Below are 20,406 nucleotides of genomic sequence, written 5' to 3' on the forward strand. Positions count from 1 at the left end.
TTATGCCACAATATTGAGAAATTCCGGCTGCAGCATTACGCTATGTGTCTGGCTGGCAATTTCCGCAACCAGGTCGAGCGTGGCGGGGGAGCTTAGATGCGAGCTGAAAGTAACGGAACGTCCCGGCGGATCCTCTGTGTGTTTCCGCGCTACACCTCCTCGTTCGGTACGTTCGAGCATTCCTATCCCCTGACCGATGGCGTCCGAGCCTTCATGCCTCCGCAGGGACTGTTGCTGATCTCGGCCTATCTGCCGCAGGATTGGCAGGTCAAATTCGTCGACGAGAATCTCCGCCGCACGACCAGGGAAGAGTTCGAATGGGCCGAGGCGATCTTCGTCAGCGGCATGCACATCCAGCGCCAGCAGATGAACGACATCTGCCGCCGTGCGCATGAATTCGACCTGCCGGTCGCGCTTGGCGGCCCCTCCGTCAGCGCCTGCCCGGATTATTATCCCTCGTTCGATTATCTCCATGTCGGCGAGCTCGGCGATGCCACCAACCAGCTGATCGAGATCCTGTCGCGCGACACCTCTCGCCCCGAGAGCCAGGTCGTGCTGACCACCAAGGATCGCGTGCCGATGACGGAGTTTCCGATCCCGGCCTACGAGCTTGCCGACGTGAAGAAGTATTTTCTCGGCAGCATCCAATATTCCAGCGGCTGTCCCTATCAGTGCGAGTTCTGCGACATCCCCGGCCTCTACGGCCGCAACCCGCGCATCAAGACGCCGCAGCAGATCATCGCCGAGCTCGACCGCCTGCGCGAATGCGGCATGACCGACACGGTCTATTTCGTCGACGACAATTTCATCGGCAACCGCAAGGCGGCGCTGGACCTGTTGCCGCATCTGGTCGAATGGCAGAAGCGGACCGGCTACGTGGTCCGGCTCGCCTGCGAGGCGACGCTCAACATCGCCAAGCGGCCCGAGATCCTTGAGAAGATGCGCGAGGCCTATTTCGTCACCATCTTCTGCGGCATCGAGACGCCCGACCCCGATGCGCTGAAGGCGATGCAGAAGGACCACAACATGATGGTCCCGATCCTGGAGGGCGTGCGCACCATCAACTCCTACGGCATGGAGGTCGTCTCGGGCATCATCATGGGGCTCGACACCGACAAGCCGAACACCTCGGAGGCGCTCCTCTCTTTCGTCGAGGAGTCCCGGATTCCGCTGCTCACCATCAACCTGCTCCAGGCGCTGCCGAAGACGCCGCTGTGGGACCGGCTCGAGCGCGAGGGCCGCCTGATCCACGACGACGGCCGCGATTCCAACGTCGACTTCCTGCTGCCCTATGACGAGGTCGTCGCGTCCTGGAAGCACGCCATGGCGGTCGCTTACGCGCCCGACAAGGTCTACGCGCGCTACCAGCATCAGTGCGATCATGTTTACACGCAGCGTCTCAAGGTGCCGGTGTCGGACGAGATGAAGACCTGGCCCAACATCCGTCGCGGTCTCGTCATGCTGCGCAACATCTTCTGGAAGGTCGGCGTGCTCGGCGACTACAGGCGCGTGTTCTGGAAGTTCGCGCTGGGACGCATCATGCGCGGCGATCTCGAAGGCCTGATCGGATGCACGCTGGTCGCGCATCATCTCATCACCTTTGCGCGCGCGGCCTCCAGCGGCAGGCAGAATGCCTCGAACTATTCGATCCGGCTGCGCGAGGCCGCCGTTCCGGCCGAATGAGCGACCCGTCGGTTCCTGCCCGCCCCGCTATCGACCTCAGGTCGTTCACGCCCGCGCGCGTCGCGCTGGGCCGCACCGGCGCAAGCGTGCCGACCAGGGCGCTGCTCGATTTCACGCTCGACCATGCCCGCGCTCGTGATGCCGTGCATGCCGCCTTCGATGCGCCGCGCCTGCTCGCCGATCTCCGTGGCCTCGGCCTCGACGTCACCGAGGCGAGGAGCCAGGCGGTCGACCGCAGGGATTATCTGCGGCGGCCGGATCTGGGGCGACGGCTCGAGCCCGGCTCGGTCGAGGTCTTGAAGCGAGCAGCTTCCGCGCCATGCCAGCTTGCGCTGGTGATCGGCGACGGGCTGTCCGCGGCGGCGGTCCACGCCCATGCGGCGACCCTGGTGAGCCGTCTGCTGCCGTTGCTCGCGGAAGGCGATGCCGTCGCCGTCGGCCAGGTCGTCGTCGCCTCAGGCGCGCGCGTTGCGCTCGGCGACGAGATCGGCGCCATTCTCGGCGCGCGCATGGTCGTGATGTTGATCGGCGAACGGCCCGGCCTGTCGGCGCCGGACAGTCTCGGCGCCTATCTGACCTTTGCGCCGAAGCCCGGCCGCACCGATGCCGAGCGCAATTGCGTGTCCAACATCCACCACGCCGGGCTCAGCTATGACGAGGCCGCCTTCAAGATCGCCTGGCTGGTCCGCGAGGGGCTGGCCCGGCAGGTCAGCGGCGTGGCGCTGAAGGACGAGAGCGCGGACCGTGCGCCGCGTCGAATTGGCACATTCTCGCCCGGGTGACCCGCGGCAAGGGCCCGAAATCGCCGCATCTTGATCGATTCGCCCACGCTTCGCTGGCTTGCGAGAGGGGCAATTGACCTGCTAAACCCCCTCGCGGCGATTTTCCGCGCATTTTCAAAGGGCAAGCCTCCCATTGGTATGGCGTTTTCAAGCCGCTCGCGGAGCGCAATAAGCTCTCAAGACCGATGATTTAGGAACTGGACAAGGCATGCTCGAAAAGCACAGCGAGAATGAGGTTCATGTCGACAAGGTCGAGCAGGGACCTACGTCCTCGATCGCCTTCGGGCTGGAGCGGCTCGGACTGATCGCCGTCCGGGCGCCGATCGTCTCCTGCATCGTCCTGGTCGCGCTGATCATCGGCGCCGTGTTCGGCATCCACCGGATCAAGATCGACGATTCGCTGTCGCAGCTGTTTCGCTCCGATACCCGCGAATTCAAGCAGTATGAAGAGGTGACGAAGAAGTTCCCGGCCGAGGAATTCGACGTCCTTGTCGTGGTCGAGGGCAAGAACCTGCTGGCGCGCGACAATTTGGAGAAGCTGCGCGACTTCGTCACCGACTTGCAGCTGGTCGACGGCACGCGCGGGCTGGTCTCGCTGTTCTCGGCGCGCCAGGCGCCGGCGCCGGGCAAGCTGCCGGCGGCTCTGTTCCCGGCCGAGCTGCCCGAAGGCGCCGACTACGACAAGTTCATCGAGACGGTCAAGAACAACGAGATCATCCGCGGCAAGCTGTTGTCGGAAGACGGGACGCTGGCGCTCGTCGTGCTGTCGCTCGATCCGGAGGTCGTCGCCTCCAACAAGCTGACCAAGACCGTGGCCGACATCCGCGCGCTGATGAAGGAGAGTCTCGGCGACACCGGGCTCAACGTGCAGCTCTCCGGCGTGCCGGTGATGCAGCTCGAGATCCGCAACGCCGTCGAGCGCGACGGGCTGACCTACAACATCCTCGGCATTCTCGCCGGCTGCATCATCGCCATCATCTTCTTCCGCAAGGTCTCGTTCATGATCGCGGCGGCGTTCCCGCCGATGATCGCGATCCTGCTGGCGCTCGGCGCGCTCGGCTGGGCCAATTTTAATCTCAACATGTTCCTGAACGTGATGACGCCGCTCATCATGGTCATCAGCTTCTCGGACTCGATGCAGCTCACCTTCGCCGCGCGTGACCGGCTGATCGCAGGCCAGGACAAGTTCACCGCGTTCAAGAACGCGGTGCTGGTGGTGGGCCCGGCCTGCGTGCTGACGCACGGCACCGCCGGCATCTCCTTCATCGCGCTACAATTCTCCGACTCCGATCTGATCCGCAAGTTCGGCGAGGCGGGCCTCGCCGCCACCATCATCGCGCTGGTCGCGGTGCTGTCGCTGGTGCCGGTGTTCGGCGTGCTGTTCGTGCGCAACGAGAAGGTGTTTGCGGTCAAGTTCCAGGGCGCGGATGCCGGCGTCCAGGCGCTGCGCAATTTCTGCTACTGGATCGCCGTGCGCATGGTCGGCCGGCCCGGCCTGTTCAGCCTGATCGCCGTGCTGTTCGTCGGCGGCCTCGGCGTCATCTACGCCAATCTGGAGCCGCGCTACCGGCTCGCCGACCAGGTGCCGGACAAGCGCCAGGCGGTCGCCGCCAGCGACCGGTTGGACGCCAAGCTCACCGGCGCCAATCCGGTCAACGTGCTGATCGTGTTTCCGAAGGGGCAGTCGCTCTATTCCCCGGAAACGCTCCAGACCATCGCCGAGGTGCATGCGACGGTCGAGAAATCCGCCGGGGTAGGCAACGTCTGGTCGCTGGAAACGCTGCGCCGCTGGCTGGCGGAGAAGGCCGGCAACGCCGACGTCGCGACGCTGAAGGAATATGTCAGCGTCATCCCCGAGCATCTGGTGCGGCGATTCATCGATGCCGAGCAGGACGCCGTCGTGGTCGCCGGCCGCGTGCCGGACAAGGATTCCAGCCAGCTGCTGCCGATCGTCGACAAGCTCGACAGCGAGCTCAACACCGTCCGCAACAAGCATCCCGGTTACGAAATCGCGGTGACGGGCCTGGCAGCGATTGCGGCCCGCAACTCGGCGAGCATGATCGAGAAGCTGAACCACGGCCTCACGATCGAGTTTGCGCTGGTCGCGATCTTCATCGGCCTCGCGTTCCGCTCCTGGGTGGTGACGCTCGCCTGCATCCTGCCGGGCATCTTCCCGGTGGTGATGTCGGGCACGGTGCTGTGGGCGATGGGCGAGGGGCTGCAATTCGCCAGCGTCGTCGCGCTCACGGTCTCGTTCGGCCTCGGCCTCAGCGCCACCATCCACTTCCTCAACCGTCTGCGCCTGGAGAACAGGCCGGGGGTCGGCTCTGCGCTCGCGGTGGAGCGGGCGACCGTGCTGGTCGGACCGGCGCTGATCCTGACCACGGTGGTGCTGGCCTGCGGCCTCGTCGTCACCGTGTTCTCCGACCTGCCGTCGCTGCGGCTGTTCGGCTGGCTCAGCGCCTTCTCGATGGTGATGGCCCTCGTCGCCGACCTCTTCATCCTCAGGCCGACGGCGATGTGGCTGATCAATCTGCACGCCAGGCTGCAGGGGGGCGACAAGCCGGCGATCTGAGCGGCTGGCGCCGGACGCTGCCCGGCACCCTCACGCTCCGATGCGGATGATCCCGTAGGGATTGAATTTGAAGTCGCCCTCGGCGTAGTCCTGCTCCCGCGACAGCGTGAGCTTGCGGTCGCGCAGCGTCGCCTCGATGCCGCGCCCGGCCATGGCGTCGGCGATCTCGTCCATCAGCTTCGCCGCGTTCCGGTCGCTGCCGCGCGATCGCGCGACATAGATATCGGGCAGTCCGACGAGGTGGAAGCCGACACTTTCGTTGTAGGTGTCGCCGGCGAGCGGACGCTTGGCGAAAGCGAGGCGGCAGCTCCGGCTCATCGCTGCCGTGACGGCAAGGCCCTGGTTCGTGGTCGCGGCCGCCTTGCACTCCCGGGCCAGTTGCCGCCACCGCGCGAGGCCGTGGGCAACGCCCGCGCTTTCGCCCTTCACGGCGGTGGCGCCGGCCTCGATCATCTCCTCGACGATGCGCAAGGCGGCGGCTGAATAGGCCACCGTCTTCTGCTGCTCCATCGGCGGGCTCAGCACGTAGAGCACGGCCTTGTGGTTGAACACGGCCATTTCGTCGGCCTCGGACCACGCCTTGGGAAAGACGCGGTCCCAGCACACGCCGAACGATCGCTCCATATGCGGATCAGGTTTGGCTTGCGAATAGGTGCGGTCGATCTCGAAGTTGAAATCCGCGATCGTCTTGACCACTGCTTCGGGAGGATGCAGCAGGCCCTCGTCCTTGCCGAGGAAGCAGAGCACGTGACGCGGCTTCACGGTCGAAGGCTGCATGGCCGCCCCTTGCCGAATCGATGGTTGCTCATTGGCGAAAGCGCGACTGGCGGCAAAGAAGCCGGCCGCCATCAGGACGTGTCTGCGAGTCGGGTTCATGGTTGCGACGATGTCAGCAAAAAGCCCCCGGGTCGCGAGAGCCGGGGGCCGTATCCTTTCGCAGCGTGACGGGATCAGCTCTTCGTCATGGTGATGTTGACGCCGCGGATCTCGCCCTTGGAGGAGATCTGCACGGTTTGCTTGGTGCCGTTGGTGCGCAGGGAGAGGTTGGCGGCAAAGCCGTTGGCCTCGACGAACACCTCGATCTGGCCGCCGCCGGCGGTGCCCTGGAGATTGCCGAAGATGTTGCGGCTGGACTCGCTCCAATTGCCCGAGATGCGCTCGCCCTGGCTGGTCACGTCGCTGGTGAGGTCGAACTTGTAGCTGTCGGAAGCGCAGTGCAGGGCCTGCTTCAGGTTGAGGCCGCTGCCGGCGACCTTATAGTCGGCCTTGCAGCGAATGCGCTCGGTGGAGCCGTCGGACAGCGACACCGTGCCGGTGCCGCTCCATGCGCCGTCGAAACCGGCAAACGGCCCGGACGACTGAGCGTGGCTTGCCGAAACCGAGAAGAGCAGCGCCGCCCCGATGCCGGCCGCCTTGATTGCCAGTCCAGATCGCCCAAAGAATGTCATCTCGAATATCCCGTTTTAGAATGACGCCCGCTTGCGCGTGATAACGTCTCGCCACATCGAAAGTTTAGTGCTCTGAGCCAGTGGCAGGTTCAAAGCTTGGCCGCCAGAGATGGCCATTCACGACGCCTCGCGCCAGCCCGGGAGCCGCCGATTTGCGCTGTTTCGGCATGTTTCCGGCGGCAAAGGCGGGATGGAGAGATGCAGCTCTGCAACAGGTCTGCACTAAAACACCGCACCCTTGAATTATGACGTAGTATCAATCCCTTACATCTGTCAATCAAGGCCGAGGGAAGACCTGATTTGGTGGGCGCGGCGCCAATTTGGCCGCATTTGCCAGTGCTTGTGCCTTCTCTGAAAGCCGCTATGTCCGCGGCGATTTGCCATCAGAACAAGCCGTTCCGGTCGTCCGCCCAGTGCAGTCCGGGTCCGGTGCGATTCTGCCGCCAGAATGAAGGAATACAATGCGTAAGCTTCTCGTCGCTCTCACCCTGCTGTCGGCTTCCCTTTCGACCGCGGCATTCGCCCAGGCAGGACGCGGCACGGACGCCGAGCAGAAGGCCTGCACCCGCGACGTGCAGAAGTTCTGCCGTCCGGTCATCGACCAGGGCGATTTCACCATCCTGGCCTGCCTCAAGGAGAACCGCTCCAAGATCTCGCAGGCCTGCGACCAGGTCCTGAAGAACCACAACCAGTAAGCTCGGCCACTGGCCCACAAAGGCGGCCTTGCGGGCCGCCTTTTCGGGGCAGTCTGCGAAGGGCGGCCATCGCCAGACAGGATTGGTTTTGCGGCCGTATTCCCCTATATGGGGGCCGCGGCGGATCGCCGGCACGAGCCCGCGAGCGAACAAGCCCTTTCTGTCCCAACGATTGTAAACCAGCCCTCGATGACCTCTGCGAGCGAATTGCGATCCGGCAAGGGAGACCGCGACGAGAATTTTCCCGTCGCGTCCTGGATCATTCATCCACGTCATCGCACCCTGATCCTGGCCTATTACAATTTCGTCCGCACCGCCGACGACATCGCCGACCATGCGACGCTCCCGCCCGACCAGAAGCTCGCCTATCTCGACCTGCTCGAGGCGGAACTGCTCGGCAAAGGCGATAGCCAGGCCGAGGCCGTCGCCTTGCGGCGGGCGCTTGCCGAGCGCGGCATGGCGCCGCGCCATGCGCTGGACGTGCTGACCGCGTTCCGCATGGACGTGACCAAGCTGCGTTACGAGACCTGGGACGAGGTCATCCACTATTGCCGTTATTCGGCGATGCCGGTCGGCCGCTTCATGCTCGACGTCCACGGCGAGAGCACCTCGACCTGGGTCGCATCGGATGCGCTCTGCGCAGGGCTGCAGATCAACAACCACCTGCAGGATTGCGGCAAGGATTTCCGCGAGCTCAACCGCGTCTATCTGCCGCGCGATGCGCTGGCGGCACACGGCGCCTCGGCCGAGCAGCTCGGGCTGTCGCAGTCGCCGCCGGCGATGCTGGCCTGCCTGCACGGGCTTGCCGCGCGCAACGAAGCGCTGCTCGACGAGGGCAGGTCGCTGGCCGCCGAGATCCGGGATTTTCGCCTCGGCGTCGACGTCGCGGTGATCCAGGCCTACGCCGACCGCATCGTGCGCCTCTTGAAGGTGCGCGATCCCCTGCGCGAGCGGGTGCATCTGAACAAGTTCGAGCTGCTCGTCTTCAGCCTTGCCGGGATGATCGGTGAGGCCGGCCGCCGCGCGATGGGACGAAAGCCCATATCCAGACCGGGGACCGCACATGACGCTTGAGGCGACCTCGCCCGGCGCCGATTATGGCTCGACCGCATCCGGCAGCTCCTTCTACGCCGCGATGCGCATCCTGCCGCATGACCAGCGCGAAGCGATGTTCCAGATCTACAGCTTCTGCCGCCAGGTCGACGACATCGCCGATTCCGACGGCCCGCGCGAGCAGCGGCTCGCCGCGCTGCAAGAATGGCGCAACGACATCGACGCGCTCTATCAGGGCAATCCGCCGCCGCGGCTGAAGGATTACGTCGCCTCGGTGAAGACCTTCGGCCTCAAGCGCGAGGACTTCCTGGCGATCGTCGACGGCATGGAGATGGACGTGCCGCAGGACATCCGCGCGCCCGACATGGCGACGCTGGATCTGTATTGCGATCGCGTCGCCAGCGCGGTGGGACGGCTGTCGGTGCGGGTCTTTGGCCTGCCCGAGGACGACGGCATCCAGCTCGCCTATCACCTGGGCCGCGCGCTTCAGCTCACCAACATCCTGCGCGACATCGACGAGGACGCCGGCCTCGGCCGGCTCTATCTGCCGCGCGAGGCGCTGCTGCATGCCGGTATCACCTCCGATGATCCGAACCGCGTGATCGCCGAGCGCGCGCTGCCGAAGGCCTGCCTGCCGCTGACGCAGCGTGCGAAGGCACATTTCGAGAAGTCGGACGAGATCATGAACCGCAACAAGCGCCGCGTCGTGCGCGCGCCGCGGATCATGTCGAAATATTATCATTCCATTCTGGATCTGCTGATCGCGCGCGGTTTCAACGCGCCGCGGCAGCCGGTGCGCGTGTCGAAGGTCACACGCATCGCGATCCTGCTCCGTTACGCTTTCATCTGATGCAAAAGACAGCTCACATCATCGGTGCCGGGATTTCCGGCCTCTCCGCCGCCGTGCGGCTCGCCAATGCAGGCTTCAAGGTCGCCGTGCACGAGGCCACGCACCAGGCCGGCGGCCGGTGCCGCTCCTATTTCGACGGCGCCACCAACCTCACCATCGACAACGGCAATCATCTGCTGCTGTCGGGCAACAGCCATGCGCGGGCCTATGCGCGCGCGATCGGCACCGAGGCGGGCCTGGTCGGGCCGGAGAGCGCGCAGTTTCCGTTCGTCGACATCAAGACCGGGCAGCGCTGGCAGATCGATCTCGGCAGCGGCCGGCTGCCGACCTGGGTGCTCGACGAGAGCCGCCGCGTGCCCGACACGGGCCTTGCCGATTACCTGAAGCTGGCGCCGCTGATCTGGGCGTCGGAACAGACATTGGTCGGCAAGTCGATTCCTTGCGAAGGCGTGCTCTACCAGCGTCTGGTGCAGCCGCTGCTGCTCGCGGCCCTCAACGTCGATCCGCCCGAGGGCTCGGCGGGGCTTGCCGGCGCGATCGTGCGCGAAACGCTGCTGGCCGGCGGGCAGGCCTGCCGGCCGCTGATCGCGCGCGACGGTCTCAGTGCCGTACTGATCGAGCCCGCGGTGAAGTTTTTGCAGGAACGCGGCCACATTGTTCAGCTCGGCCATGAGCTGCGTTCGTTTGCGAGCAACAACGGCAAGGCCAGCGCGCTGAATTTCGGCGGCGAGGATGTGATTCAGCTCGGCGAGGGCGATGTCGTGGTGATGGCGGTGCCGCCGCGCGCTGCCGCCAGCCTGCTGCCGGGCCTGAAAACGCCGACCGAGTTCCGCGCCATCGTCAATGCGCATTTCCGCATCACGCCGCCGCCGGGTTCGCCGCCGCTCCTCGGCGTGATCGGCGGAATCGTGGAATGGCTGTTCGCGTTCCCGAACCGGCTTTCCGTCACCATCAGCAATGGCGACCGTCTGGTCGACATGCCGCGCGAGGAGCTCGCGCAGGCGGTCTGGAACGACGTCTGCAAGGCCGGCGGCGTGTCCGGCGAGCTGCCGCCATGGCAGATCGTGCGCGAGCGCCGCGCCACATTTGCGGCGACGCCGGCGCAGAACGCCCTGCGCCCGGGGCCGGTCACCGCGCTGAAAAACCTGTTCCTTGCCGGGGATTGGACTGCTACGGGATTGCCTGCAACCATCGAGGGATCGGTCCGGTCCGGAGATCGCGCCGCCGATCTGGTTCTGGCCGCCAAAGCATCCTGAAGGGCGGCCCAGACGGGCAAACGTCCCGGCCAATTCCGATCCACTAACGGAGCAATCGAGCGAGATGGATTCCGTGAACGCGACCAGCCGCGAAGCCCTGAAGCCGGGGACCTTGCAACCGGGCATCCTGGAATCGAGCATTGCGTCGGCGACGCAGGGCGTCCTCGACTTCCAGCAGGCGGACGGCCATTGGGTGTTCGAGCTCGAGGCCGACTGCACGATTCCGGCCGAATACGTCCTGCTCCGCCACTATCTCGCCGAGCCGGTCGATGCCGTGCTCGAAGCCAAGATCGCCAATTATCTTCGCCGCATCCAGGGCGCCCATGGCGGCTGGCCGCTGGTGCATGACGGCGAGTTCGACATGAGCGCCAGCGTGAAGGCCTACTTCGCGCTGAAGATGATCGGCGATTCCGTCGACGCCCCGCACATGGTGCGTGCGCGCGAGGCGATCCACGCGCGCGGCGGCGCGATTCACAGCAACGTCTTCACCCGCTTCCTGCTTGCGATGTACGGCGTGGTGACCTGGCGCGCGGTGCCGGTGCTGCCGATCGAGATCGTGCTGCTGCCGTTCTGGTCGCCGTTCCACCTCAACAAGATCTCGTACTGGGCGCGCACCACCATGGTGCCGCTGATGGTTCTCGCCGCGCTGAAGCCGCTGGCAAGGAATCCGAAGCGCGTCGGCATCGACGAGCTGTTCCTGCAGGATCCGCGCTCGATCGGCATGACCGCCAAGGCGCCGCACCAGAGCCTGGCCTGGTTCCTGCTCTTTCGTTCGCTCGACGCCATCCTGCGCGTGATCGAGCCGTTGTTTCCCAAGAGCCTGCGCAAGCGTGCCATCGACGCCGCGCTCGCCTTCACCGAGGAGCGCCTCAACGGCGAGGACGGCATGGGCGCGATCTATCCGCCCATGGCCAACATCGTCATGATGTACGACGCGCTCGGCAAGGATGAGAATTATCCGCCGCGCGCGATCACGCGGCGAGGCATCGACAAGCTGCTCGTGATCCACGACGACGAGGCCTATTGCCAGCCCTGCGTCTCTCCGGTCTGGGATACGACGCTGACGGCGCATGCGCTTCTGGAGGCCGGCGGCGACAAGGCGGTGCCGGCGGCCAAGCAGGGCCTGGACTGGCTGATCCCGAGGCAGGAGCTCGAGCTGAAGGGCGACTGGGCGGTGAAGCGGCCCGACGTGCGCCCGGGCGGCTGGGCCTTCCAGTACAACAACGCGCATTACCCCGACCTCGACGACACCGCCGTGGTGGTGATGTCGATGGACCGCATGCGCCGGGAGCACGGCGCCACCGGCTACGACGCCGCGATTGCCCGGGGCCGGGAGTGGATCGAGGGCATGCAGAGCGACGACGGCGGCTGGGCCGCCTTCGACGTCAACAATCTCGAATATTACCTCAACAACATCCCGTTCTCCGACCATGGCGCGCTGCTCGATCCGCCGACCGAGGACGTCACGGCGCGCTGCATCTCGATGCTGGCCCAGCTCGGCGAGACCGCGGCGACCAGCAAGCACGTGGCCGACGGGGTCGCCTATTTGCGCAAGACCCAGCACCCCGAGGGCTCCTGGTACGGCCGCTGGGGCATGAATTTCATCTATGGAACCTGGTCGGTGCTCTGCGCCCTCAACATGGCCGGCGTCGACCACGGGGATCCCATGATTCGCAAAGCCGCCGCCTGGCTGGCCTCGATCCAGAACGAGGACGGCGGCTGGGGCGAAGACGCCGTCAGCTACCGGCTGGACTACAAGGGCTGGGAAGCCGCCCCCTCGACCGCCTCGCAAACGGCATGGGCCTTGCTTGCCCTCATGGCGGCAGGCGAGGTTGATCACCCGGCCGTCGCCCGTGGGGTGGAGTACCTGATTGCAACACAAAACAAAAAAGGACTGTGGGACGAGCAGCGGTACACCGCCACAGGCTTCCCCCGCGTGTTCTATCTGCGGTATCATGGTTACCCAAAGTTCTTTCCGCTGTGGGCGTTGGCGCGGTATCGGAACTTGCGGAACACCAACAGCAGGGTGGTAGGGGTCGGAATGTGACTTTGGGGACGGGGGACTATTTTACCGTGGGTCAGGCCATCGACCCGCGGCCGATACTGATCGTGACCGGATTGGTGCAGGAGGCCCGCATCGCGGCCGGGCCGGGAATGGCGGTCATCTGTTCATCCAGCAGCCCGACGCAATTGCGGGCGCTTCTGACCGTGGTGGACCCCGAAACGATTCGCGGCGTGATCTCGTTCGGCGTCGCCGGCGGGCTCGACCCGAGCCTGCGCTCCGGCGACGTCGTGCTGGCGACCGAGGTGCTCTCGGGCGACGCCCGCTGGGCCGCGGGGCTCTCGCTCGGCGACGATCTGATCGAGCGCCTGACGTCGGGACGCCGCCGCGTGGTGCGCGGCAGCCTCGCCGGCGCCGAGGAAGTGGTCACCAAGCGCGCCTGCAAGGCGGCGCTGCATTCGGAGACGGGCGCCGCCGCGGTCGACATGGAAAGCCACATCGCCGCCGCCTACGCCACTGAGGCCGGGCTGCCCTTTGCCGCGGTTCGCGTCATCAGCGACCCCGCCCACCGCGCGCTGCCGGCGATCGCCCGTGCCGCCATCAAGCCGAACGGCCAGATCGACCTCGCCGCCGTGCTGCGCGGCATCGCGCGCAATCCGGCAACGCTGCACGCCCTGGTCTCGACCGGCATCGACTTCAACCGCGCCCTGCGGAGCCTGCGCGGCTGCCGGGATTACCTGATCGGGACGGAGCTGATCGAGAGCGAAGTGCTGGTGTCGAAGGCGGCGTAAGCGGGTTCGTTCGAACTGACAGAGGAAAAGGCCCGGTCGCGCGACCGGGCCTTTTTTGTCTGGTGTTCGTGGCCCATGGAGCGCAAGCGTAATCTGGGGCCGTGCAACGCGGAGAGACCGTCCCGGATTTCGCTGCGCTGCATCCGGGCTACAGGTCCGCTTCGTAGGATGGGTTGAGCCCTTGCGAAACCCATCGCTCTCCTATCCTCGCTCTCCGTAATCGCGGCCATCATCCGACTGATCGCTGGTGCAATCGGCAGGATGGTTGCCAAGCTCCACATGACGACCCGCGGGGCCGGCCCACGAGAGCCGTCGGGCAAAACACCAGAACATCCGTCAATCCCTCCCCGTGAAAATATTCTACTTTCCAGAATTTCGGATTTGTGGCATAGAGCATCCATCCCGGCCCTGCCAGAGGGGCGCTTCGCGATCGTCACGAGATGCGGGTCGGGGTGCGGTGGACGCGGTAGCGCCGGCGCGAGAGGCGGTGACAGGGACGGGTGACCGTTGAGTCATGCGCGGCGCGCTACGACACGGCGCGGTCACAGCGGTCTTGTTGATGGTTGGGGGCGCGCACATCGGGCTCCGGATGCTGAGGCAGGGACGCCCGCGGACGGAGAAGTCGTGTGGTCCCGACGCCCGGGGTTCTGGCGTCAAACCTCGCCGTGATGCGGCAGCCAACCGGAATGTGCATCGATCAGCGGCGAGGTGACGGGGGCAATAGTGCAACGCTCCCCAAGGAGAGCACGAAGGACACCGTTAAAACCATCCGCGCAGGGAAGGCCGGGCGACCGGCACACCTGTGATCCACCCCGTGTGCATTTTTCGTTGTGCACGGATCTGCGGGTGCCGCCGGCGCCCGGCCTTCCCTGCGCCCTTTGGTCTTTCATGGGGCGCGAAACGACAGCAAGCCTCGGGCGAATGCGTCGCGAGAACGGGAAGGCGTGTCTGCGATGAGAGCGCTGAGGAAGCAAGCCGACGCACATACTCCGTCATTGCGAGCGCAGCGACTTGTCCGCCGAAGCCTTTGGCGAAGGCGGAAGCAATCCAGGATATTTCCGCGGTGACAGTCTGGATTACTTCGTCGCAAGTGCTCCTCGCAATGACGGCGGAGAGAGAATGATCCGATCCCCTCTCGTGCCCCGGACGCAGCGCGCGCCCCCCGCGATGCGAAGCATCGTCGGGCGCGGTGCGCTGCAGAGCCGGGGCCCATGCATCGTCACGCCACGCGGCTGCTGGGTCCCGGCTCTGCGCAGCAGCGCAAAGAGCGCTGCAGCGCGTCCGGGACACGAAGACCCATCCTTGCGGCATTATCCCGTACAAGCAAAAGGCCCGGTCGCGATCGCGGCCGGGCCTTTGTCGTGAGATTTGAGTGCGTCCGCGCCTACGCCGCCGTCGAAGCCTTCTGCGCGGCCTTTGCCTGCGCGGCCTCGGCTTCGTCCTTGCGGATCTCGGACAGCTTCTTCTGGACCTGCTCCGAGAAGATGTACTGCGCCGGGCGCTGCTTCGACATGTCGATCTCCGGCGCCATCGGGCCGGAGGTCTTGATGCCGCGCAGCGACACCCACATCGCCTTCAGCGGGTTGTTGAGAGCGGCGGTCGCCGCCGTCGGCTCATAGCCGCAATGGGCCATGCAGTCGGCGCACTTCTCGTAACGGCCGGTGCCATAGCTGTCCCAGTCGGTGGTCTCCATCAGCTCCTTGAAGGTCTTGGCGTAGCCTTCACCGAGCAGATAGCAGGGCTTCTGCCAGCCGAAGATGTTGCGCGCGGGCATGCCCCAGGGCGTGCACTCATACTCCTGGTTGCCGGCGAGGAAGTCGAGGAACAGGCCGGAATGCATGAAGTTCCACTTCTTGCCCTTGCCCATGGCGAAGACGTCGCGGAACAGCTTCTTGGTCTTGGTGCGGTTGAGGAAGTGCTCCTGGTCCGGCGCGCGCTCATAGGCATAGCCAGGCGACATCGAGACGCCGACGCCGAGTTCGACGGTGAGGTCCAGGAACTTGGCGATCTCCTCGGCCGGATGGCCGTCGAAGATGGTGGCGTTGACGTTGACGGTGAAGCCGCGCGCCTTGGCCGCCTTGATCGCGGAGACGGCGCGGTCGAACACGCCCTTCTGCGACACCGCCTTGTCGTGGTGGTCGCGCAGGCCGTCGAGATGCACCGAGAAGAACAGATAGGGCGAGGGCTCGAACAGATCGAGCTTCTTCTCGAGCAACAGCGCGTTGGTGCAGAGCGAGACGAACTTCTTGCGCGCGACGAGGCCGCGCACGATCTCGCCGATCTCCTTGTGGATCAGCGGCTCGCCGCCGGGAATCGCGACCATCGGCGCGCCGCATTCGTCGGCGGCGTCCCAGCACTCCTGCGCGGTCATGCGGCGGTTGAGGATCGCATCCGGATAATCGATCTTGCCGCAACCGACGCAGGCGAGGTTGCAGCGAAACAGCGGCTCCAGCATCAGCACGAGCGGGTAGCGCTTGCGGCCAAGCAGTTTCTGCTTGAGCAAATAGCCGCCGATACGCATTTCCTTGAAGAACGGGATAGCCATTACAAGTTTCTTTCTGGGCTTTTGAATTCGGGTGGGTCAGCTCGCGGCCAGTTGGGCCGGAAGCCGGAATTCGATGTTTTCCTCGCGGCCCGGCAACACCTGGACCTTCACCGGTCCGATCCGCCGCATCGCTTCGATGACGTCATCCACGAGTACCTCGGGCGCCGAAGCGCCGGCCGTGATGCCCACGGTCCTCGCATTCTTCAGCCACTCCGGATCGAGCTCGCTGCCGTCGGCAATCAGATAACTCGCGACGCCGGCCTCGGTGCCGATTTCGCGAAGCCGGTTCGAGTTCGAGCTGTTGGCGGCGCCCACCACCAGGATCACGTCGACCAGCTTGCTCAAGTCCCTTACCGCAGATTGGCGGTTCTGTGTCGCATAGCAGATATCCCGGATATCCGGACCTTGAATATCTGTAAAGCGGGCCTGAAGGGCCGCAATGATGTCCTTGGTGTCGTCGACCGACAGGGTGGTCTGGGTGATGTAGGCCACTGGCATATCCGCCGGCAGCGTCAGGGCCTTAACCTCTTGAACGCTTTGAACAAGCAGGACGGGGGCGGGAACCTGGCCCATCGTGCCCTCGACCTCGGGGTGCCCGGCATGGCCGATCAGGATCAGCGTGCGGCCCTTGGTGATGTAGCGCTTCCCCTGATTGTGAACTTTCGTGACCAGGGGGCAGGTGGCGTTGAGCACCGGGAGGTCGCGCGCGGCGGCCTCCTCCTCGACGCTGCGGGCGACGCCGTGGGCGCTGAAGACCGTGACCGATTTCGGGGGGACCTCGGACAGCTCCTCGACGAAGATTGCCCCTTTGTTCTTCAGGCTCTCGACGACGTATTTGTTGTGCACGATCTCGTGGCGCACGTAGACGGGCGGGCCGTACTTCTCCAGCGCCCGTTCCACGATCTCGATTGCTCGCACCACGCCCGCGCAGAAGCCGCGCGGCTGCGCCAGATAAACTTCCATGGGTTGCCCATCACGCAAGTTGCACCAATCCGCTTCAAAGTCCCCGGCGGCATGCCGATACTGACCAATGAGTTGCAATATCCGCACCATTGGTTCGCGCACGCGGTAGCCGCCCACCCCCATCGGGGCGCCGGCGCATGGAGGCGCAAGACTTTGTGTCAAAAAATCGGCAGCAAGGAAAGGTCAAATGAAACCTCCGGCCCCGTTCGAGTCCCGACGGAGGTATTATAATACGTAAACTTCCCCAAGTGCCAAGCGCGTCGAAAGTGCCCAGTCTTTCGTCACTTTCCCGCCTCAACTCCCCGGCTATACCGGCTGCCCCCGCATGATTTTGCCCGGTCTCCCGCCGTTTACTTCGAACCTCGTTGCGGCGAGAACCACCCAAAACAGCAATAGGTTTCGCCTGGGAACTCCGATAAACAGCGGGCGTTTCCGGCAAGCTGTTAACCGCAGAAAGAAAAGAAGTGCTGCAAAGCGTCGTCGTTGCCATCGTCAGGGCCTGCACCCGGTTTGCCTCCCTCGTCGTCGTTCTCGGGCTCCTGCTCTCGGTGGGCGCGGGCTATTACGCGTCCCGGCACTTCGCCATCAACACCGACATCAATTCGCTGATTTCTCAAAACCTCGACTGGCGCAAGCGTGACCAGCAATTCGACAAGGCGTTCGACCAGAATGAGCTGATCCTGGCCGTGGTCGAAGCCCGAACGCCCGAGATGGCGCGCGCAGCGTCAGACGCGCTCTATGCCAGGCTGAAGGGCGACAAGACCAACTTCCACTCGATGCAACAGCTCGGCGGCGGCGAGTTCTTCGAGAAGAACGGCCTGTTGTTCCTGCCGACCGAAGAGGTCGGCAAGATCACCGGCCAGTTCGAAGCCGCCGCGCCCCTGATCGAGATCATGGCCGGCGATCCCTCGATCCGCGGCCTGACCGGCGCGCTGGAGACCGGACTTGCGGGCGTCAAGCGCGGCCAGGTCAAGCTCGACAACACCGAGCGGCCCTTCAACCTGATCGCGCAGACGGTCGAGACCGTGCTCAACAAGGGCGATGCGAGCTTCTCCTGGCGCGAGCTCGTCAGCGACGAGCCGTTGAAGGATAGCGACAAGCGCGCCTTCATCGAGTTCAAGCCGATCCTCGACTACAACGCATTGGAGCCCGGCAAGGATGCCACCGATGCGATCCGCAAGGCCGCTGCGGACCTGGATTTCCCGGCCAAGTACCAGGCGCGGGTGCGGCTGACCGGCCCGGTCCCGATCGCCAACGAGGAATACGCCACCGTCCAGGAGGGCGCCGTCATCAACGGCGTCGGCACGGTTCTCGTCGTGCTGGTCATCCTCTGGCTCGCGCTGCATTCGTCGAAGATCATCTTCGCCGTGTTCGTCAATCTGTTCGTCGGCCTTGCGCTCACGACCGCGGCCGGCCTGATGATGGTCGGATCGTTCAATCTGCTGTCGATCGCGTTCGCGGTGCTGTTCGTCGGCCTCGGCGTCGATTTCGGCATCCAGTACAGCGTCCGCTACCGCTCGGAGCGTTACAAGCACAACGATCTTACGGGCGCGCTGGTTCTGGCGGCCAAGCGCTCGGCGGTGCCGCTGTCGCTCGCGGCGATGGCGACCGCCGCCGGCTTCCTCTGCTTCATGCCGACCGACTACCAGGGCATCGCGGAGCTCGGCCAGATCGCCGGCGTCGGCATGCTGGTGGCGTTCATCTCGTCGATCACCGTTCTGCCGGCCATGCTGAAGCTGCTGAACCCGCCGGGCGAGAAGGAGCCGGTCGGCTACGCCTTCCTGGCGCCGCTCGACCACTTCCTGGAGAAGCACCGCGTGCTGATCGTCGGCGGCACGCTGCTGCTGGCGCTCGGTGGCCTGCCGCTGCTCTATTTCATGAAGTTCGACTTCAACCCGATGAACCTGCGCAATCCGAAGGCCGAATCGATCGCGACCTTCCTCGATCTGCGCAAGGACCCCAACACCGGCGCCAATGCCATCAACGTGATGGCCACGTCCGAAGAGCAGGCACGACAGATCGAGGCGAAGCTGGAGAAGGTGCCCGAGGTGCTCAGGGTGATGTCGCTCGACAGTTTCGTGCCGCAGGACCAGCCGCCGAAGCTGAAGCTGCTCGCGCAGGGCGCCAAGGTGCTGAACCCCGCGCTCAACCCCGATCAGATCGATGCGGCGCCGTCGGACCAGGAGAACGTCGAGGCGCTGAAATCCTCCGTCGACAATCTGCGCCGGACCGCGGGCGATGCCAAGGGACCGGGTGCGGTCGCCTCGCGCCGTCTGGCGGACGCGCTCGAAAAGCTCGCCAATGGCGACGAGGCCACGCGCAACAAGGCGCAGGACGTGTTCGTCACGCCGATGAAGATCGTGTTCGACCAGCTCAAGAACGCGATGCAGGCCGAGCCCGTCACCCTGAAATCGCTACCGCCCGACCTCGTCAGTGCCTGGAAGAGCAAGGACGGCGTCATCCGCGTCGAGGCGCTGCCCAAGGGCGATCCCAACGACAACGACACGCTGCGCAAATTTGCGGCGGCGGTGCTCGTTGCCGAGCCGACCGCAATCGGCGGGCCGGTCTCGATCCTGAAATCCGGCGACACCGTGGTGCGGGCGTTCATCCATGCCGGCATCTATGCGCTGCTGGTGATCGGCCTGTTGCTGTGGATCACGCTGCGCCGCTTCGTCGACGTGCTGATGACCTTGGTGCCGCTCCTGGTTGCCGGCGCGGTCACGCTCGAGATCTGCGTCTTGATCGGCCTGCCGCTCAACTTCGCCAACATCGTCGCATTCCCGCTGCTGCTCGGCGTCGGCGTCGCCTTCAAGATCTATTATGTCGTGGCTTGGCGCTCGGGCAGGACCAACCTGCTCCAGACCAGCCTGACACGCGCGATCTTCTTCAGCGCGCTGACGACGGCGACAGCGTTCGGCAGCCTGTGGCTGTCGAGCCATCCCGGCACGTCCAGCATGGGCAAGCTGCTGGCCCTTTCGCTGGTGACGACGCTCGCGGCCGTGCTGCTGTTCCAGCCGGCCCTAATGGGCAAACCCCGCAATCTCAGGGAGTAGGCAGATGTCGCCGACCGGATCGGTGGCGCTCTTCTGACCGGGTTTGGCTGCGGCGGCGGGCTTCGGGGCCGCGGGCGCAGGCGCTGGCGCGGCGGCAACCGTCGTACCTGCGGCTTTCGGCGCCGCGCCGGTGGGCTTCGGCGCGCCCTTGGCCATGGCATTGGCGGTGCTCGAGGGGATCGGCGGGCCAACCCGGGTCCAGGTCTCGCCTCCGCACAGGAAGCCCATCACGCAGCCCTTGATTTCGAGCTGGTCGGTGCTGACAGGCGTGATGGTCGCGCTGTAGATCTGGCCGTCCTGGGCGTTATAGACCTGTCCCTCCCACTGATCGGCGCCCGCCTTCTTCTTCATGTCGATCAGCGTCACCATGCCCAGCGTCGGCCTGTTCTTTTTCGAGACATCAGGATTGTTCTCGTCGCGCCCGCCGGGCTTCTTTTCCCAGGCTACGGCGCCCCACATGCTGCCATTGCATTGGGCGACGCGGATGTTGGCGACGCCGTCGGCGACCCGCCAGTCGCCGGTGGGGTCGGCGGCGAGCGCCGGGGTCAGACAGGTGTAACCGCCAGCCAGGATGAGACCGGTGTAAAGGGCTAAACGCATGGTAGTTCCTCGGCAGTGCAACATGGTTTAAAGCTGTGCTTGCGAAGATGGTCCGAAAAAGGGCAAAAGGCCGCACAGACCGTTTTCAGCAACGGTCCCTTTTCAGTTGA

General features: G+C 65.1%; 15 protein-coding genes. 10 read left to right on the forward strand and 5 right to left on the reverse strand.

Annotated elements, in window-relative coordinates; genetic code table 11:
* Positions 1 to 96: 96 nt before the first annotated feature.
* The 3 genes from WI560_RS09570 to WI560_RS09580 all read left to right on the forward strand — a co-directional run bounded on the left by WI560_RS09570 (position 97) and on the right by WI560_RS09580 (position 5,040).
* Positions 97 to 1,683 (forward strand): B12-binding domain-containing radical SAM protein, encoded by a 1,587-nt coding sequence (locus WI560_RS09570; protein ID WP_375307799.1) that lies wholly within the window; start codon positions 97 to 99, stop codon positions 1,681 to 1,683.
* Entirely contained in the window at positions 1,680 to 2,465 is a 786-nt protein-coding gene (gene eutC, locus WI560_RS09575) for an ethanolamine ammonia-lyase subunit EutC (RefSeq protein ID WP_375307800.1), read from the forward strand. Before WI560_RS09570 ends, eutC begins: the two co-directional genes overlap by 4 nt.
* A 208-nt stretch (positions 2,466 to 2,673) precedes the next feature.
* Positions 2,674 to 5,040: an RND family transporter gene (locus tag WI560_RS09580; RefSeq protein WP_375307801.1), complete on the forward strand. Its 2,367-nt coding sequence runs from the start codon at positions 2,674 to 2,676 to the stop codon at positions 5,038 to 5,040.
* Positions 5,041 to 5,070: 30 nt separating this feature from the next.
* Here the strand turns inward: WI560_RS09580 and WI560_RS09585 are convergent, their stop codons facing one another.
* Positions 5,071 to 5,916 carry a hypothetical protein gene (locus WI560_RS09585; protein WP_375307802.1) on the reverse strand — a complete coding sequence of 282 codons (846 nt, stop codon included), beginning with the start codon at positions 5,914 to 5,916 and terminating at the stop codon, positions 5,071 to 5,073.
* Between the two features lie 74 nt (positions 5,917 to 5,990).
* Complete coding sequence (locus WI560_RS09590) at positions 5,991 to 6,488, reverse strand: hypothetical protein (protein WP_375307803.1); 498 nt, start codon at positions 6,486 to 6,488, stop codon at positions 5,991 to 5,993.
* Between the two features lie 461 nt (positions 6,489 to 6,949).
* Between WI560_RS09590 and WI560_RS09595 the strand changes: the two genes are divergently transcribed.
* The 6 genes from WI560_RS09595 to WI560_RS09620 all read left to right on the forward strand — a co-directional run bounded on the left by WI560_RS09595 (position 6,950) and on the right by WI560_RS09620 (position 13,135).
* The gene (locus WI560_RS09595; protein ID WP_028135323.1) at positions 6,950 to 7,183 is read left to right on the forward strand and encodes a hypothetical protein; all 234 of its coding nucleotides are present in this window, start codon (positions 6,950 to 6,952) and stop codon (positions 7,181 to 7,183) included.
* 189 nt (positions 7,184 to 7,372) lie between these two features.
* Positions 7,373 to 8,257 (forward strand): squalene synthase HpnC, encoded by an 885-nt coding sequence (gene hpnC / locus WI560_RS09600; RefSeq protein WP_375307804.1) that lies wholly within the window; start codon positions 7,373 to 7,375, stop codon positions 8,255 to 8,257.
* A complete protein-coding gene (gene hpnD / locus WI560_RS09605; RefSeq protein WP_375307805.1) occupies positions 8,247 to 9,086 on the forward strand; it encodes a presqualene diphosphate synthase HpnD in 840 nt (279 codons plus the stop codon). Before hpnC ends, hpnD begins: the two co-directional genes overlap by 11 nt.
* Positions 9,086 to 10,342, forward strand: a complete 1,257-nt coding sequence (gene hpnE, locus WI560_RS09610) for a hydroxysqualene dehydroxylase HpnE (RefSeq protein WP_375307806.1) — start codon at positions 9,086 to 9,088, stop codon at positions 10,340 to 10,342. Before hpnD ends, hpnE begins: the two co-directional genes overlap by 1 nt.
* 64 nt (positions 10,343 to 10,406) lie before the next feature.
* A complete protein-coding gene (gene shc, locus WI560_RS09615; RefSeq protein WP_375307807.1) occupies positions 10,407 to 12,389 on the forward strand; it encodes a squalene--hopene cyclase in 1,983 nt (660 codons plus the stop codon).
* Positions 12,323 to 13,135, forward strand: coding sequence for a phosphorylase (locus tag WI560_RS09620; protein WP_375307808.1), 813 nt, complete (start codon positions 12,323 to 12,325; stop codon positions 13,133 to 13,135). The genes shc and WI560_RS09620 overlap by 67 nt, the downstream gene beginning before the upstream one ends.
* Positions 13,136 to 14,519: 1,384 nt before the next feature.
* Here the strand turns inward: WI560_RS09620 and hpnH are convergent.
* A complete protein-coding gene (hpnH, locus tag WI560_RS09625; RefSeq protein WP_028135332.1) occupies positions 14,520 to 15,680 on the reverse strand; it encodes an adenosyl-hopene transferase HpnH in 1,161 nt (386 codons plus the stop codon).
* 36 nt (positions 15,681 to 15,716) lie between these two features.
* Positions 15,717 to 16,643 carry a 4-hydroxy-3-methylbut-2-enyl diphosphate reductase gene (gene ispH / locus WI560_RS09630; RefSeq protein WP_375307809.1) on the reverse strand — a complete coding sequence of 309 codons (927 nt, stop codon included), beginning with the start codon at positions 16,641 to 16,643 and terminating at the stop codon, positions 15,717 to 15,719.
* A gap of 464 nt (positions 16,644 to 17,107) precedes the next feature.
* On the opposite strand from ispH, the gene WI560_RS09635 reads away from it, so the two are divergent.
* Complete coding sequence (locus WI560_RS09635; protein ID WP_375307810.1) at positions 17,108 to 19,696, forward strand: MMPL family transporter; 2,589 nt, start codon at positions 17,108 to 17,110, stop codon at positions 19,694 to 19,696.
* Here the strand turns inward: WI560_RS09635 and WI560_RS09640 are convergent.
* Positions 19,664 to 20,296, reverse strand: a complete 633-nt coding sequence (locus WI560_RS09640; protein ID WP_375307811.1) for a DUF2147 domain-containing protein — start codon at positions 20,294 to 20,296, stop codon at positions 19,664 to 19,666. The two genes, WI560_RS09635 and WI560_RS09640, sit on opposite strands and share 33 nt — an antisense overlap.
* Between the last annotated feature and the right edge of the window lie 110 nt (positions 20,297 to 20,406).

The sequence above is a fragment of the Bradyrhizobium sp. A11 genome (genome assembly GCF_042077125.1).
Taxonomy (GTDB): Bacteria; Pseudomonadota; Alphaproteobacteria; order Rhizobiales; family Xanthobacteraceae; genus Bradyrhizobium; species Bradyrhizobium japonicum_B.